At 67.1% G+C, this 14,009-nt stretch carries 10 protein-coding genes; 6 read left to right on the forward strand and 4 right to left on the reverse strand.

The window, feature by feature from the left end:
- Nucleotides 1-199: 199 nt before the first annotated feature.
- Nucleotides 200-745, reverse strand: a complete 546-nt coding sequence (locus DMC18_RS00055) for an RNA polymerase sigma factor (RefSeq protein ID WP_110118908.1) — start codon at nucleotides 743-745, stop codon at nucleotides 200-202.
- A gap of 276 nt (nucleotides 746-1,021) precedes the next feature.
- Between DMC18_RS00055 and kdgD the strand changes: the two genes are divergently transcribed.
- The 3 genes from kdgD (at nucleotide 1,022) to DMC18_RS00070 (ending at nucleotide 4,595) form a co-directional block, all read left to right on the forward strand.
- Nucleotides 1,022-1,939, forward strand: a complete 918-nt coding sequence (gene kdgD, locus DMC18_RS00060; RefSeq protein ID WP_110118907.1) for a 5-dehydro-4-deoxyglucarate dehydratase — start codon at nucleotides 1,022-1,024, stop codon at nucleotides 1,937-1,939.
- Nucleotides 1,940-2,062: 123 nt separating this feature from the next.
- Complete coding sequence (locus DMC18_RS00065) at nucleotides 2,063-2,971, forward strand: LysR substrate-binding domain-containing protein (protein ID WP_110118906.1); 909 nt, start codon at nucleotides 2,063-2,065, stop codon at nucleotides 2,969-2,971.
- 58 nt (nucleotides 2,972-3,029) lie between these two features.
- On the forward strand, nucleotides 3,030-4,595 hold the full coding sequence (locus DMC18_RS00070) for a carboxylesterase/lipase family protein (RefSeq protein WP_110132596.1): 1,566 nt from the start codon (nucleotides 3,030-3,032) through the stop codon (nucleotides 4,593-4,595).
- 21 nt (nucleotides 4,596-4,616) lie between these two features.
- Here the strand turns inward: DMC18_RS00070 and DMC18_RS00075 are convergent, their stop codons facing one another.
- A complete protein-coding gene (locus tag DMC18_RS00075) occupies nucleotides 4,617-6,467 on the reverse strand; it encodes a hypothetical protein (RefSeq protein WP_110118904.1) in 1,851 nt (616 codons plus the stop codon).
- Between the two features lie 3 nt (nucleotides 6,468-6,470).
- Entirely contained in the window at nucleotides 6,471-7,787 is a 1,317-nt protein-coding gene (locus tag DMC18_RS00080) for an MFS transporter (RefSeq protein ID WP_110118903.1), read from the reverse strand.
- A gap of 337 nt (nucleotides 7,788-8,124) precedes the next feature.
- Between DMC18_RS00080 and DMC18_RS00085 the strand changes: the two genes are divergently transcribed.
- Nucleotides 8,125-10,914 carry a TonB-dependent receptor gene (locus tag DMC18_RS00085; protein ID WP_110118902.1) on the forward strand — a complete coding sequence of 930 codons (2,790 nt, stop codon included), beginning with the start codon at nucleotides 8,125-8,127 and terminating at the stop codon, nucleotides 10,912-10,914.
- Between the two features lie 342 nt (nucleotides 10,915-11,256).
- On the opposite strand, the gene DMC18_RS00090 is transcribed toward DMC18_RS00085, so the two are convergent.
- Nucleotides 11,257-12,024 (reverse strand): hypothetical protein, encoded by a 768-nt coding sequence (locus DMC18_RS00090; RefSeq protein ID WP_146217924.1) that lies wholly within the window; start codon nucleotides 12,022-12,024, stop codon nucleotides 11,257-11,259.
- Between the two features lie 232 nt (nucleotides 12,025-12,256).
- On the opposite strand from DMC18_RS00090, the gene DMC18_RS00095 reads away from it, so the two are divergent.
- On the forward strand, nucleotides 12,257-12,418 hold the full coding sequence (locus DMC18_RS00095; protein ID WP_110118900.1) for a restriction endonuclease: 162 nt from the start codon (nucleotides 12,257-12,259) through the stop codon (nucleotides 12,416-12,418).
- A gap of 20 nt (nucleotides 12,419-12,438) precedes the next feature.
- Nucleotides 12,439-13,794 (forward strand): hypothetical protein, encoded by a 1,356-nt coding sequence (locus DMC18_RS00100; protein WP_110118899.1) that lies wholly within the window; start codon nucleotides 12,439-12,441, stop codon nucleotides 13,792-13,794.
- The last annotated feature ends 215 nt before the right edge of the window (nucleotides 13,795-14,009 follow it).

Raw genomic sequence — 14,009 nt, forward strand, 5'->3', positions numbered from 1 at the left:
CAGCCAGGCGGCATGCTCGGCTCGCGCGGCCTCGCCCGCGCCGTCGCGCAACCGCAGCGTCCGGCGCGCCGCCGCGTCGAACAGCGCCTCGTCCACGCCCTCGCCTTTGCCCCCGCCTTTGACCGTGTCGTTCATGTGGACTTTCGGGTCCTCCCGATCACAGGACGAACCGGCGAGCGCCCTTCCCCTAGTCCCGTGCTCATGCATCGCCGCGGGCTTCCTTCAGGCGACGCCGGCAGTGGCTCATGGCCTTGGCCAGATGGTTCTCGACCGTGCGCGGTGAGATCCCAAGCCGGTCGCCCACCTGCTGCATGGTCAGGTCCTGGCCGCGATAGAGCAGGATCACCTCGCGGCACTTGTCGGGCAGTTCTGCGATGGCGGCCTGGACGATGGCGATCTCCTGGCGGCCCGCCACCACCTGGAAGGCCGACGGCGCCTCGCTGCGGGCGTCCGCCGGCAGGTCCCCGGGCGTGACGCGGCGGGCCTGGGCCGAGGCCTGCCGCTGCCGGTCGACGACCAGGTTGGCGATGATCCGCCGCAGGTAGCTGAGCGGATTGCGCACCGCCCGGCCGTCGAAATCCGGCGAGCGGACGAGGTCGAAGAGCTTGAGCCAGGCGTCCTGCATGACGTCGTCGGCCAGGCTGGCCGACCGCGTCTTGCGAAGGGCGAAGCGCCGAAGCTCGTCGTAGTGGACTTCCAGCAGCTCCGGCAGGTCAGGCGTCGTTCCCCGCTCGCCCGTCAGCATGGCCCCACGCACCCGAAATCAATGAGAATGATTCTCAGAAACTTTCGTCGGTTTAGCGGGGGCCGCGCAGCACGTCAAAGGCCATCGTTCCCCGTAGAGCGAACAGAGCGGGCGCCGACGCCGAAAGCCCGCCTCGCTACGGATTCCCATCAAGCCAATTCCGGTATTGGTCGATAGCGCCTTTGGCTTAGACCCCGACACGGCGGCTCACTACCGTCACCCTCAAGAAACGGCCTCCCGGCGTGCGGGACCAGGCCGTCGCTCGGAGAGGACTTCATGAGCCAGATGTCGCCGACGGACGTGGCCCGCCAGCTCGGCGGCGGCCTGCTGTCGTTTCCCGTCACGCATTTCGACGACCAGCACCGGTTCCTGGAAGCGCCCTATCGCGAGCACTGCGCCTGGATGCTGGACCACGAGCTGGCCGGCCTATTCGCCGCCGGCGGCACGGGCGAGTTCTTCTCGCTGCGTCCGGACGAGGTGGGCCAGGTGGTGCGGGCGGCGGTCGCCGAGACCGCCGGCAAGATCCCGGTCATCGCCGGCTGCGGCTACGGCACGGCGATCGCCGTCGACCTGGCGCGCGATGCGCAGGCGGCCGGCGCGGACGGCCTGCTACTGCTGCCGCCCTATCTGACCAACGCCACGCAGGAGGGCCTCGGCGCCCACATCGAGGCGGTCTGCAAGGCCACCGACCTGGGCGTCATCGTCTACAACCGCGACAACGCCATCATCAACGAGGACACCCTCGAGAAGCTGTGCGACCGCAACCCCAACCTCGTCGGCTTCAAGGACGGGGTCGGCGACCTGGAACTGATGATGCGGGTCTACGCCCGGATGGGCGACCGCCTGACCTATATCGGCGGCCTGCCGACGGCCGAGACCTTCGCCCTGCCCTATCTGGAGATGGGGGTGACGACCTACTCCTCGGCCATCTTCAACTTCCTGCCCGACTGGGCCCTGGCCTTCTACAAGGCCGTGCGCGCCCGTGACCGCGAGACGGTGATGACCGGCCTGCGCGACTTCGTCCTGCCCTACATCGCCCTGCGCAATCGCGGAAAGGGCTACGCGGTCTCGATCGTCAAGGCGGGCATGAAGGCCGTCGGCCGCGACGCCGGCCCGGTGCGCCAGCCCCTGACCGACCTGACCGACGCCGAGTTCGCCGAGCTCGAAACCCTGATCGCCCGCGTCCGGGGCTAGGTCCTGAACGCGCTCACGCCGCTCCGGCCGCCGGCCCTTCTTCCCGGGAAGAAGGCGCTGGCGATCGGCCCCAACGAACGTCTAGCCTCGCGACTCCAGGGTGTTGTCGACGGGCGCTTTCCGATGTTCGAACTGAGCCAGCTTCGCTGCTTCGTCGCTACGGCCGAAGAGCTGCACTTCGGCCGCGCCGCCCAGCGGCTGAACATGACCCAGCCGCCGCTGAGCCGGCAGGTGCAGCTGCTCGAGCGGATCCTCGGCGTCACCTTGCTGGACCGCACCAGCCGTTCGGTTCGACTGACCCCGGCCGGGCGCGCCTTTCTGCTGGAGGCCCGCCGCATCCTGCGCCTGGCCGAGAGCGCGGCCCTGGCCACGCGCCGCATCGCCAGCGGCGACGCCGGCCAGATCGCCATCGGCTTCACCGCGGTGTCTGGCTACAGCTTCCTGCCGCGCCTGGTGATCCTGTCCAACGCCCGCCTGCCCAACGCCGACCTGACCCTGCGCGAGATGGTCACCCGCGAGCAGGTCGAGGCCCTGCTGACCGGCCGCATCGACATCGGCCTGGTGCGCCCGCCGATGGACCGCGCCGAGTTCGCCACCGCCCGGGTGCTCAGCGAGCCGCTGGTCGCCGCCCTGCCCAACGGCGATCCCCGCCTGGCCAAGGCCGGCCTGACCCTGGCCGACTTCGACGCCGGCCCGCTGATCATGTATTCGCCCGAGGGCGCGGGCTATTTCTACAACATGCTGACCACCCTGTTCGACGCCCACGGCGTGGCCCCGAACTACGTGCAGCACGTCACCCAGATCCACTCGATGCTGGCCCTGGTCCATGCGGGCCTGGGGGCGGCGATCGTGCCGGAGTCGGCCATGAGCCTGCACTTCGACGACGTGCAGTTCCGCCCCGTCGAGACCACGCCCGACCGACCGGTCGAGCTCTACATGGCCTGGCGCAAGGACAACGAGAGCCCGATCCTACAGACCTTCATCGACCTCTGCCTGGCCGAGGCCTCGCCGGCGGAGACGGACGAGCGCTGAGGCGCTCTCCCTCCCGTCGCGGGCGCACGGCCCAACGACAAAAGACGGGAGAAGACCCATGCCCCTCGACCGCCGCGCCGTAATGGCCGGAGCCGCCGCGCTGGCCATGCCGCTGCAGGTCAACGCCGCCGGCCGTGCGGCGCCGGTGGCGACCACCACGGCCGGGCGGGTGCGCGGCGTCGAGGTCGACCGGATCAAGGTGTTCAAGGGCGTGCGCTACGGCGCTGACACCGCGCCGCACCGCTTTCAGCCGGCGCTGGCCGCCCAGCCCTGGAAGGGGATCACCGACGCCCTGGCCTACGGTCCGGCCTCGCCGCAGCTGAAGACCGACGAGCCGACCTCGGAGGACTGCCTGTTCCTCAATGTCTGGACGCCGGGTCTGGCCGATGGGCGCAAGCGGCCGGTGATGGTCTATGTCCACGGCGGCGCCCACGCCAACGGCTCGGGCTCCAGCCCGCTCTATGACGGGACCTGGTTGGCCAGGACCTATGACGTCGTCGTGGTGAGCGTGAACCATCGCCTCAACGCCTTCGGCTATACCTATCTGGCGCGGCTTGGCGGAGCGGAACTGGCCGACAGCGGCAATGTCGGCAACCTCGACCTGATCCTGGCCCTGCAATGGGTGCGTGACAATGTAGCCGCCTTTGGCGGAGATCCTGGAAACGTCATGACCTTCGGCCAGTCGGGCGGCGGGGCCAAGTGCGTCACCCTGATGGCCATGCCGCGGGCGGCGGGCCTCTACCACAAGGTCGTGACCATGAGCGGCCAGCACGTCACCGCCATGGGGCCGATCCACGCCACGATCCGCGCCCGCGCCTTCATGGAGAAACTGGGTCTCAAGCCCGATCAGATCGACGCCCTAAAGACCTTGCCCGCCGGCCAACTGGTCGAGGCTCTGAAGATGCGCGACCCGCTGGAACGCAAGGGATCGATCGTTTTCTGGTCGGTACTGGATCACGGAGTCCTGCCGCGCCATCCGTTCTATCCGGACGCGCCGCGCGAGAGCGGCCACATCCCGATGATCATCGGCAACACCCACGACGAGACCAAGGCCTTCCTCGGCGGCGATCCGAAGAACTTCGCCCTGACCTGGGACGAGCTGCCGGGCAGGCTGGAGAACGAGCTGGTGCTCGACATGGCGCCCGAATATCTGGTCGGCCGCTATCGGGCGCTTTATCCGGCCGCCAGCCCGTCGGACCTGTTCTTCGCCATCACCACCGCCGGACGCTCGTGGCCGGGACATCTGATCCAGGCCGAGCAGCGAGCCACGATCGGGGCGCCGGCCTGGATGTACCAGCTGGACTTCGGCGCCCAGACCGACCCGAAGATGGGCGCCTATCACAGCTACGACATCGCGCTGGTCTTCGGCACGCTGGACGCCCGGGGTTCGATGACCGGGACCGGGCCGGCGGCGATGAAGGTCCGCGACCAGATGAGCGCCGCCTTCGCCGCCTTCGCGCGGACGGGCGATCCCAACTGCGCGGCGATCCCGGCCTGGACGCCCTATACCCTGCCCAAGCGGGCCACGCTGGTGGTCAATGAGACCTCGGCGATGGTCGATGACCCCCGCCGCGAGGAGCGGGAGATCTTCGCGGTGGCGCCGTTCATGAAGGAAGGAACGTAAGGCCCCTCTTTCGGGGGAGGCTCAGGCCTTGCGGTCCCACGGAAAGCTCAGCGTCGGCGGGTTCACGTGCCGGCGCATCTTCAGCGTCAGGCGCGCGCCGCCCCCCGGCGCCAGGCGCACAGTGAAGGCCGAGGCGTCGATGGGCGCGGCGGCGACGTCGCCGACCGCGGCGCTGACGATCTGGTGCTCGCCATAGGCGCCGCCCTGCACGGTGACGCGGCGGCCGGCGACCTGGTTCAGGTTCACAAGGGTGACCACCGTCTCGTCGTCGGTCAGTTTCTCCACCAGGGCCGCCACGTCTTCCGGCACGCCGGCACGGCGGCGATCGGGGTCGAAGTAGCGCAGGCGGACATAGTGCAGCGCCCCGCCCTGGGCCGGCGAGGTCTTCGACCAGGGCGGCCGGGCGATGTGGATCCCGCCCTCCATCAGGTGGATCAGGGCCGTGACGCTGGCTGGATTGATGTCCAGTGTCGCGTCGGCCAGGCGGGTGTCGGGGGTGGACGTATCGTCCCGCCGGGCCTGGGCGCGGGCCCGCACCCGTTCGAGGTCGGCGCGCAGGGTCTTGGCCGGGAACGAAGGATCCTTGCCGTCCAGCCAGTCGAGCCAGGGATGGGCCGCCGCGCGGGCGCGATCCGAGCCCTTCATCGACAGGTACCAGATCTCGAGCCCGTTCAGCTGGTGCTCGCCCGGCGCGTAGGCGTACCAGCCCTTGGGACCGTGCATGCGCGGGGTCGAGACCTTGCCGTCCACCACCTTCTTCTGGGCGTTGATGACGTCGGTCTGCCGCCGCCAGACGTCGAGATACTTGTCGTCGCCGGTCAGCAGATAGGCGTTCATGAAGCCGACGACGGCGCGGGGCGTGCGGTTGCGGTCCTCGCGCTTGCCGGTCTGGGGCACGACGGGGCTGAAGCCCCAGCCATAGACCCCGCTCCACCACTGACCCTTGGGGCCGCCGATCCGGCCGTCGAGGCCGACCTTGCTGGGGATGACGTCGCCATTGGCCCGCGCCCGCGCGATCCAGCCGTCGACATAGGTCAGGATCCAGTCGCGATACCGGGGCTCGTGGTCGAGCATGTAGGCGTTCATCACCAGGCTGGTGGCCTGCAGGTTCAGCGGACTGTCGCCGACCACGTCGCCATATTCGTCGTAGTGGCGCATGGTCTCCTCGTAGGAGCGCTCGCCGTGCTCCATGTAGAAGTGCGTCACGTCGAAGGGGTCGCCGGCCCAGTCCAGCGGCGTGGCCTGGCGCAGCATCGGACCCCGGCTGCCGGTGATCATGCTGCGGATGATGTTGAGCTTGGGGTCGTAGTTCGGCGTGGTCGGATCCTCGCCGGTATAGAAGCCCGAGAACCGCCTGGCCCGCTCGCGAAAGCGCGGATCGTTGGGCGCCGACAGCCCCAGCAGGTTGAACACCGACAGCCCCTCGGAAAGGTGCTGCCAGTCGCTCATGACCGGGAATTCCTTGTAGTACATGCCCTCGCGGGCGAACGGCACGTCCTTGGTCCTGGCCGCCGTGTACTGGCGGACATTGCCCTCGAAGGCCTTCTGGGCCAGGTCCAGCACCCGGTCGCCGGCGCCCAGGGCGTGCAGGGTCGGCCAGTCGTTGACGTTCTCGATGGCGTCGTCGGGGCCGTCGTTGGCGCCCCAGCGCTCATAGGCCAGCAGATAGCCGCGGTCGTCGAAATAGCGGGCGAAGAAGGCCTCGCAGGCCTCTTCGTTGGTCTTCAGCAGCTCGCGTTGCAGCAGGGCCCATTCGGGCGCGGCCATCGGGGTCGCGATCTCGAGCGCGGTCGGAGCGGCGGCGGCGGCCCGGGCGGGACCGGCGAAAGCGAGGGCCGAGGCGCCGGCCAGGACATGGCGTCGTGAAAGCATCGATCAGGCCGCCTTCAGCTGCAGGCGCTGGATCTTGCCGACGATCAGGAAGTAGGCCAGCACGGCGATCAGGCAGTGGGCGCCGACGAAGATCAGGGCGCCGTCGAACGAGCCGGTGGCCTGGACGATGTAGCCGATGACGATCGGGGTCACGATGCCCGCCGCATTGCCGAAAGTGTTGAACACCCCGCCGGTGACGCCGGCCATCTCCTTGGGCGAGGTGTCCGACACCACCGCCCAGCCCAGCGACGCCACGCCCTTGCCGAAGAAGGCCGCGGCCATGATCACGATGACCAGCCACTCCTGCTCGACGTAGTTGCAGATGACGATGCAGGTGGCGAGGATCATCCCCAGCAGCAGCGGCGTCTTGCGGGCGATGTCGAGATTGCCGGTGCGCTTGAGCAGGTGGTCCGAGATCATCCCGCCCAGCAGGCCACCGGCGAAACCGCACAGGGCCGGCAGGGCGGCGGTGAAGCCGGCCTGCAGGATCGACAACCCCCGCGCCTTGACCAGGTAGATCGGAAACCAGGTGACGAAGAAGTAGGTCAGCACGTTGATGCAGTACTGGCCGACATAGACGCCCAGCAGCATGCGGCTGGTCAGCACCTGCTTGACGTTGGCCCAGGTGAAGGCCGCGCCGGCGCCTGCGGTCCTGTCCTCCATCCGCACCAGGCCGCCGCCGGCCTCGATGTAGTCGAACTCGGCCTTGTTGATCGCCGGGTGCTCGACCGGGCTGTGGATCAGCTTGACGAAGAAGAAGGCCGCGACGATGCCGACCGCGCCCATGACCAGGAACACCGAGCGCCAGCCGAAGCTGTGGGCCAGCCAGCCCATCAGCGGGGCGAAGGCGACCAGCGAGAAGTACTGGGCCGAGTTGAAGATCGCCGAGGCGGTGCCGCGCTCGGAGCCGGGGAACCAGGCGGCGACGATGCGGGCGTTGGCCGGGAAGGACGGCGACTCCGCCAGCCCGACCAGGAATCGCATGGCGAACAGGGCCGCCGCGGCCGCGAAGCCGGTGAAGATCCCGGCGAAGCCCTGCAGCAGGGTGAAGAACGACCACAGCACGAGGGCGGCGGTGTAGATCTTCTTCGAGCCGAACCGGTCCAGCAGCGCCCCGCCGGGGATCTGGCCCAGGACGTAGGCCCAGGCGAAGGCCGACATGATGTAGCCCATGGCCACGGCGTCGAGGCCCAGTTCCTTCGACGCCGACTGGCCGGCGATCGAGAAGGTGGCGCGGTCGGCGTAGTTGATCGTCGTGATGATGAAGAGCGTCGCGATGATCAGCCAGCGTACGCGCGTACGCCTGGTGGATTCGGTCATGGACGCTCTCCCTGGGTCGCCGATCTGTCGTCGGCATCGTTCAGGGAAGGCTAGAGGGCGTCGCGGCGCAGGTCTAAGTCAATTCGCCTATGGACCGATCCACGGGCGACATGGATCGAACCGCGGTACGCATCGAAACCCAAGAGAATCAACAGGCCGGCCAAGCGGGTCTCGCCGAGCGCCCTTGGGGAACCCCGCCGATCTGTGCCGAACGCGCATAGGTTCATACCCGATTGGGATTGGCCCTCTGCTCGAACCCGTCCCTATGGTTCAGCCAACGAAGGAGCGGTCCGCCGCTCCCCAAAGCGACCCGCGAAGACGGGCATCGGGAGGGACCATGACGTCCAACAGGAATCCGCGCCTTCGCGCCGTGCTCGGCGCCAGCGCTTCGGCCTTCACGCTCCTGGCCGCCGCTCACGCCGCCGCCCAGGAAGCCCCGGCCCCGGCTCCGGCCCAGCCGGCCTCCGACGAGGTCGAGGCCATCGTCGTCACCGGCTTCCGCGCCAGCCTGCAGAGCGCCATCAATCTCAAGCGCAACGAAAGCGGCGTGGTCGACGCCATCAAGGCCGAGGACATCGCCCAGTTCCCCGACCTGAACCTGGCCGAGTCGCTGCAGCGCATCCCGGGCGTGTCGATCTCGCGCATCAACGGCGAAGGCCGCCAGATCACCGTGCGGGGCCTGGGCTCGGAATACACCCGCGTGCGCATCAACGGCATGGAGGCCATCTCCACCACCGGCGGCACGGCCAACAGCGGCGGCACAAACCGCGGCCGCGGCTTCGACTTCAACGTCTTCGCCTCGGACCTCTTCAACAGCATCGCCGTGCGCAAGACCGCCTCGGCCGACGTCGAGGAAGGCTCGCTGGGCGCCACGGTCGACCTGACCACGGCCCGCGCCTTCGACAGCCGCAAGCCCCAGCTCGTGCTGTCGGCCGGCGCCAGCTACAACGACCTGTCGGAGAAGACGACGCCCCGCGTCTCGGTCCTGGCCAGCAACACCTTCTTCGACGGCAAGGTCGGCGCCCTGATCTCGGTCGCCTACGAAGAGCGCCATCTGAAGGAAGAAGGCGCCAACATCACCCGCTGGGCCACCGGCGCCAGCAACGGCGGCTTCAACAGCGCCTCGACCGTGCCGGGCTACACCATCGCCCAGATCAACAGCGCCAACCTCTTCGCCCCGCGCATCCCGGCCTATGTCAGCTACGACATCGAGTCCAAGCGCCTCGGCGTGGCAGGCTCGCTGCAGTACAAGCCGACCTCCGACACCCAGGTCACGCTCGACGCCCTCTACGCCTACCTCGCCGGTACGCGGAAGGAGGCCCAGTTGCAGGCGATCGGCCTGTCGCGGGCCAACACCGGCAAGCCGCAGACCATCATCCGCGACGGCGTCATCGAGAACGGCAACCTGGTCTACGCCCGGATGGACAATGTCGATCTGCGCACCCAGTCGGCCTATGACGAGCTGAACACCGAGTTCAAGCAGTTCACCCTGTCGGCCACCCACGACTTCAACGAGCGCCTGCGGATCGGCGGCCTGGCCGGCTATTCGGACTCGACCTTCACCCAGCCGGTCTCGACCATCGTCACCTTCGACCGGGCCAACAGCCAGAACTACGTCTACGACTTCCGCAAGGGCCGTGCTCCGCAGATCCTGCTGGGCTTCGACGCGACCGACCCGACCAGCTGGGCCTCGACCAACGGCACCTCGGAGGTGCGCATCCGTCCGCAGTTCGTCGAGAACCAGTTCTCGACCGCCAAGGTCTATGGCGAGTGGGACCTCAACGACAATCTGCGCCTCAAGGCCGGCGTCGACTGGCGCAAGTTCGAGTACGACAGCTACGGCCAGTACCGGACCAGCGAGACCGCGGTCCAGACCCTCACCCCGGCCCAGCTGGCGTCAGTGTCGAAGGTGTTCAGCGGCTTTGGCCGCAACATGGACCTGCCGGCCGGCAACTTCACCAGCTGGCTCGTGCCCGACATCGACAAGTACGCCGCCCTGCTGAACATCTACAGCAACAGCGGCATCTACGCCCTGACCGACACCAACAACTCCAGCGCCCGCGGCCAGTACGGCGCGGTCGAGGAGCAGGACACCGGCGCCTACGTCCAGGCCGAGTTCAAGTTCAACGCCTTCGGCCTGCCGTTCCGCGGCGACGCCGGCGTGCGGCGGGTGCACACCCAGCAGGAGTCGGCCGGCTATGCGGCGGTCAGCGGCGCGATCCAGCGCGTCGAGGTCAAGCGCGACTACGATCTGACCCTGCCCTCGTTCAACCTGGCCGCCGATGTGAGCGACACCATCGTGGCCCGCGTCAGCGCCGCCCAGACCATCGCCCGCCCGGGCATCGGTTCGCTGTCGCCCGGCGGCGACGTGGCCGTGCAGGGCGCCAACCGCACCTACAGCTCGGGCAACCCGTACCTGACCCCGACCAAGTCGGACAATCTGGACTTCTCACTGGAATGGTACCCCTCGCAGGGGGCGATGCTGGCGGTGGGCCTGTTCTACAAGCGCATCGACACCTTCGTGGCCACCCTGCGCCGCGAGGCCGTCTACAACACTCTGGGCCTGCCGGACTCGCTGCTGACCGGCACCGGTGCGACCTCTTCGGAAGTGTTCCAGGTCACCCAGCCGGTGAACAGCGACGGCGGCGACCTGAAGGGCTTCGAGATCAATCTCCAGCAGCCCTTCACCTTCCTGCCCGGCTTCTGGCGTCACTTCGGCGTGGTGGCCAACTACACCTATGTCGACTCCCAGATCGAGTATCTGACCTCGACCACGCCCGGCGCGCCGACCGTCAACGCCACCCTGGTGGGGCTGTCGAAGAACGCCGCCAACCTGACCCTCTACTACGAGACCGAAAAGTGGAGCGTGCGCGGCTCGCTGGCCTATCGCGACGGCTACCTGACCCAGGTGCCCGGCAGCGACGGCAACACCGTCCAGGGCACCAACGAGACCCTCAACGTCGACCTCCAGGCCAGCTGGAACATCCGCGACAACCTCAAGCTCTCGCTCGAAGGCGTGAACCTGACCGACGAGTTCAACGACCAGTACGTCGGCGATAGCAACCGCCTCAACGTCTACACCCACAGCGGCCGCCAGTTCCTGGTGGGCCTGCGGTACAACTTCTAGGCGCGACCTACCTCCCCCCGGCGCCTAGGCAGCCCGCGCCGCTCTCCTTCCAGGGCGGCGCGGGCTTTCTTTTCGGGAAGGAAAGCAGCGCTCGCGAAGGCCTCGGCTGAAGCTTCACCCCGACGACGTCGGAGACACCGGCGAACTCAGACAGCCCCGTAGCGATAGTCATGAGTTGGCGCCCCTTGTCGGACGAAACTGATAACTACAATTACGCTATACTACTCCAGAGGATCCCCCGGAGTGACAAGGGTAGGAAAAAGAGGGCCTCGGGCGAAGAAGCCATGCCCTGACGATCATACGCCTCTAGTCCCTATTGGTACAGCGCAGCCCCGATAGACCTCAACACATGGATTCGAGGGCGCTTCGCACTACCGCTGCGCTAGCCCCCTCGATGACCTTTCCAAGCCGGTTCCACCTCCGAGGCACTCCGACCAAGCGCGCCGGCTGATCAAAGTCCAACCGGCCGGCGATCATCGGAAGTCCAAAAATGGCACCGCCGCTCTTGCCGATCGGATTGCGGGGCGTGGTGTGCCCCTGCGCCCCGTGCGCGCCCCTCTTCCGATCGAACGACACTGCAACCAGCCCCGCCTCGGTCTCGCTAGCCATGTCGAAGTATGCCTCTTTGGGCGTGTCCAACCGCATGCCCGGCATCATCCGATGGGCGCTGATCGGGTGTCCGACGACACTAGCGTAAAACACCTCGCCTATGGGGGCACCGCGCCCAAGCACCTCTTCGGGCATCACGCACGCCCTCGTCGCCGGATCCAGCACCTCCGATGACAGGGGGATGATCGCCAGGTCGACTTCTTTGTTGAAGTGCTCAACACCCTTGATCGCCTGGGCCAAGCCTGTCGCGTCGAAGTAGCCGATCGGCACACCGGGATTGTCCAGAAAGACATGCGCGCATGAGACCAGCACGGGCTGCCCGCGAAATTGCAGTAAGGTGGCGCTGCCGATCAGATAGGGTACGCTGTGGGGCTTTTCCCCCACGATGGGCACAACGCTTCGGAGCAGCGGCTCCACCTTGGCCTCAGCGACCGATCGCGAAAAGCCATCAATAGGAAAGCGCGCTTCCAGCACTGGATTTGCCGAGCGCTTCTTGAGCATTCGGTAGACCATTACTCCTCCCCTTTGCGACCTTCCTCAGGTCCTATCGGCCCGCGGCGTAGTCGACCGACACTGTGAAAGTTGGGTTCAGCGCTCGACGTTGGGGATCGGGCGATACTTGTTATCACCCGAACAAAACGCGCAGGGCTACGACAACCTTAAGGTAGTAAGCTAGCCAACTCGCTCAAGCCGCAATTCATTGTGGCTTGAGCTCGGCTCGAAGGGGGACCCAATGGCGCGACCGGCTAGCGACAATCACGACTTCGAGCGGCTGATCGCCGACCTGCTGCGCGCCAACGATTTCGAGGTGCAGGAGCAGCGACTAGACCAAAGGGGCTTTGACTTCCGTATCACGAGTCGCAGCGGGGAGGCCTTGGTCGAAGTCAAGGCTTAGGCGGCCAAGGGGGGTAGGCGATGGAGGGCTTTCGCATTCGCCCCCTCGCCGAGGCCGATATCGAGCGGGTCGTCCTCGCCGCAGGCGGCCGCCGCGCTCACCTCGACGCAGATGCCCGCGAGCTGCGCGGGGCCGACTTCGTGCTGGGCGACGTGGTGATCGAGTTGAAGGCCTTGGACGAGGAAGGCTTCGAAAAGCCCGATCGGCAGCGCAAGCTGGCGGCGCTCTTTGCCCAGCACGAGTCTGGTCGACCGGTGATCGTCGTCGATCGCGAACGCTTGCCCGAAACTGACCAGCGGGCCTATGACCGCATCGTCGAAGGGCCGATCAAGTCCGCGATCAAGTCGGCGCGAGGGCAGCTAGCTCAATCGCGCATAGAGATCGGCGAGACCCGCCATTCCGTCGTGATGCTGGTCAACAACGGCTACACCGCCCTCGACCACGACGAACTGCTGGCCCTGGCCGAGCGCCGGGCGCGCAACGACAGCAGCGAAATTGACGGCGTCATCGTCGCCGGCTGCTACTTCCACAGCGACGGGTTCGACGCGAACTTCTTCTGGCCGATGCATTACATCCCGATACGGAGCCAAGCCGTGCCGACGGTGTTCGAGGCCCTGCACGCGGCCTGGGACATCTTGGCCGAGGAAGCCATGACGGAGTTGGTCATCAAGGGCCATGGCGCACTGGCGCATAAGGGACCGGTGGTCGATCTTGCCTTCGAGGTCGACGAGGTCACCTTCGTCAAACCCTCCCCGCCGATGGGCCGAAAGTCAGACTTCTTCGTGCGGGGCCGTCCGCGGAGCGACAGTTCAGGCCTGACCCATTGCCCTCCAGTGGCGCAAACCTATCCACGCCTGTCTCTCGCCGACTGGACACGGATGAGGAAGCTCCTTCATCAGGCGCCCGGTCTTTGCGATAGCTTCGAAGCTTGGCTCAAGCAGGAGCAAACGGCCGCCGAGGCGGCGGTTCCCCTTCAGCCGTTTGTGACCGTCCCGGTAACTGCGGCCGCTTGGAAGGCCTGGGCGAAAGCCGAACTGCGCAGCGCGAACTTCACGACGCTGACGACCTACGCCGCTCTTCAGTTCGAGCTGCGCGCGCGCAAGCTACTGGCGGCTGCGGTGGAGCAGACCGTCAGCGCCCTGCGGCCTACCCGGTACATCTTGGCGCTCACGGAGGAGATCGGCCAAGACCGCGCCAACGACGTCTCGCACCTCGCTGTGATCGATGAGACAGACGGCGGGTTTAGAGTCGAGCCGATCCTTGAGGACGTCCGGATGTTCCATGAGTACGCTCTGGTCCTGGCGTGCGCCTACGCCCAGGCTCGCAGCGTCGAGGCGGTGCTGTGGCGAAAGGACCAGACCTATGGCTGGGTCTAGCACCACCTGCCGCCCCACTGCTCTTTCTTCGATAGGAAAGCCATCCAGCGCTGAACAGGACAGAATGGCTCCGCCATCCATTAGGTTCAGTTCCCGAACTTGAGAGCCGCAACACCGGCGACGAGCAGAGCCACGCCCAAATATTTGCAATCTATGAGAGTGATAGCCGCTTTTGCGAACGAGCAAGCCTTTCGCAATCCGCGCCTCCCAAGCCT

The sequence above is a fragment of the Caulobacter sp. D5 genome (assembly GCF_003185805.1).
Taxonomy (GTDB): Bacteria; Pseudomonadota; Alphaproteobacteria; order Caulobacterales; family Caulobacteraceae; genus Caulobacter.

Bases quoted from the DNA above. Each gene is read 5' to 3' on its own strand.
- DMC18_RS00055 (WP_110118908.1), bottom strand. From the start codon at position 745: ATGCTGACGGGCGAGCGGGGAACGACGCCTGACCTGCCGGAGCTGCTG.
- kdgD (WP_110118907.1), top strand. From the start codon at position 1,022: ATGAGCCAGATGTCGCCGACGGACGTGGCCCGCCAGCTCGGCGGCGGC.
- DMC18_RS00065 (WP_110118906.1), top strand. From the start codon at position 2,063: ATGTTCGAACTGAGCCAGCTTCGCTGCTTCGTCGCTACGGCCGAAGAG.
- DMC18_RS00070 (WP_110132596.1), top strand. From the start codon at position 3,030: ATGCCCCTCGACCGCCGCGCCGTAATGGCCGGAGCCGCCGCGCTGGCC.
- DMC18_RS00075 (WP_110118904.1), bottom strand. From the start codon at position 6,467: ATGCTTTCACGACGCCATGTCCTGGCCGGCGCCTCGGCCCTCGCTTTC.
- DMC18_RS00080 (WP_110118903.1), bottom strand. From the start codon at position 7,787: ATGACCGAATCCACCAGGCGTACGCGCGTACGCTGGCTGATCATCGCG.
- DMC18_RS00085 (WP_110118902.1), top strand. From the start codon at position 8,125: ATGACGTCCAACAGGAATCCGCGCCTTCGCGCCGTGCTCGGCGCCAGC.
- DMC18_RS00090 (WP_146217924.1), bottom strand. From the start codon at position 12,024: ATGCTCAAGAAGCGCTCGGCAAATCCAGTGCTGGAAGCGCGCTTTCCT.
- DMC18_RS00095 (WP_110118900.1), top strand. From the start codon at position 12,257: ATGGCGCGACCGGCTAGCGACAATCACGACTTCGAGCGGCTGATCGCC.
- DMC18_RS00100 (WP_110118899.1), top strand. From the start codon at position 12,439: ATGGAGGGCTTTCGCATTCGCCCCCTCGCCGAGGCCGATATCGAGCGG.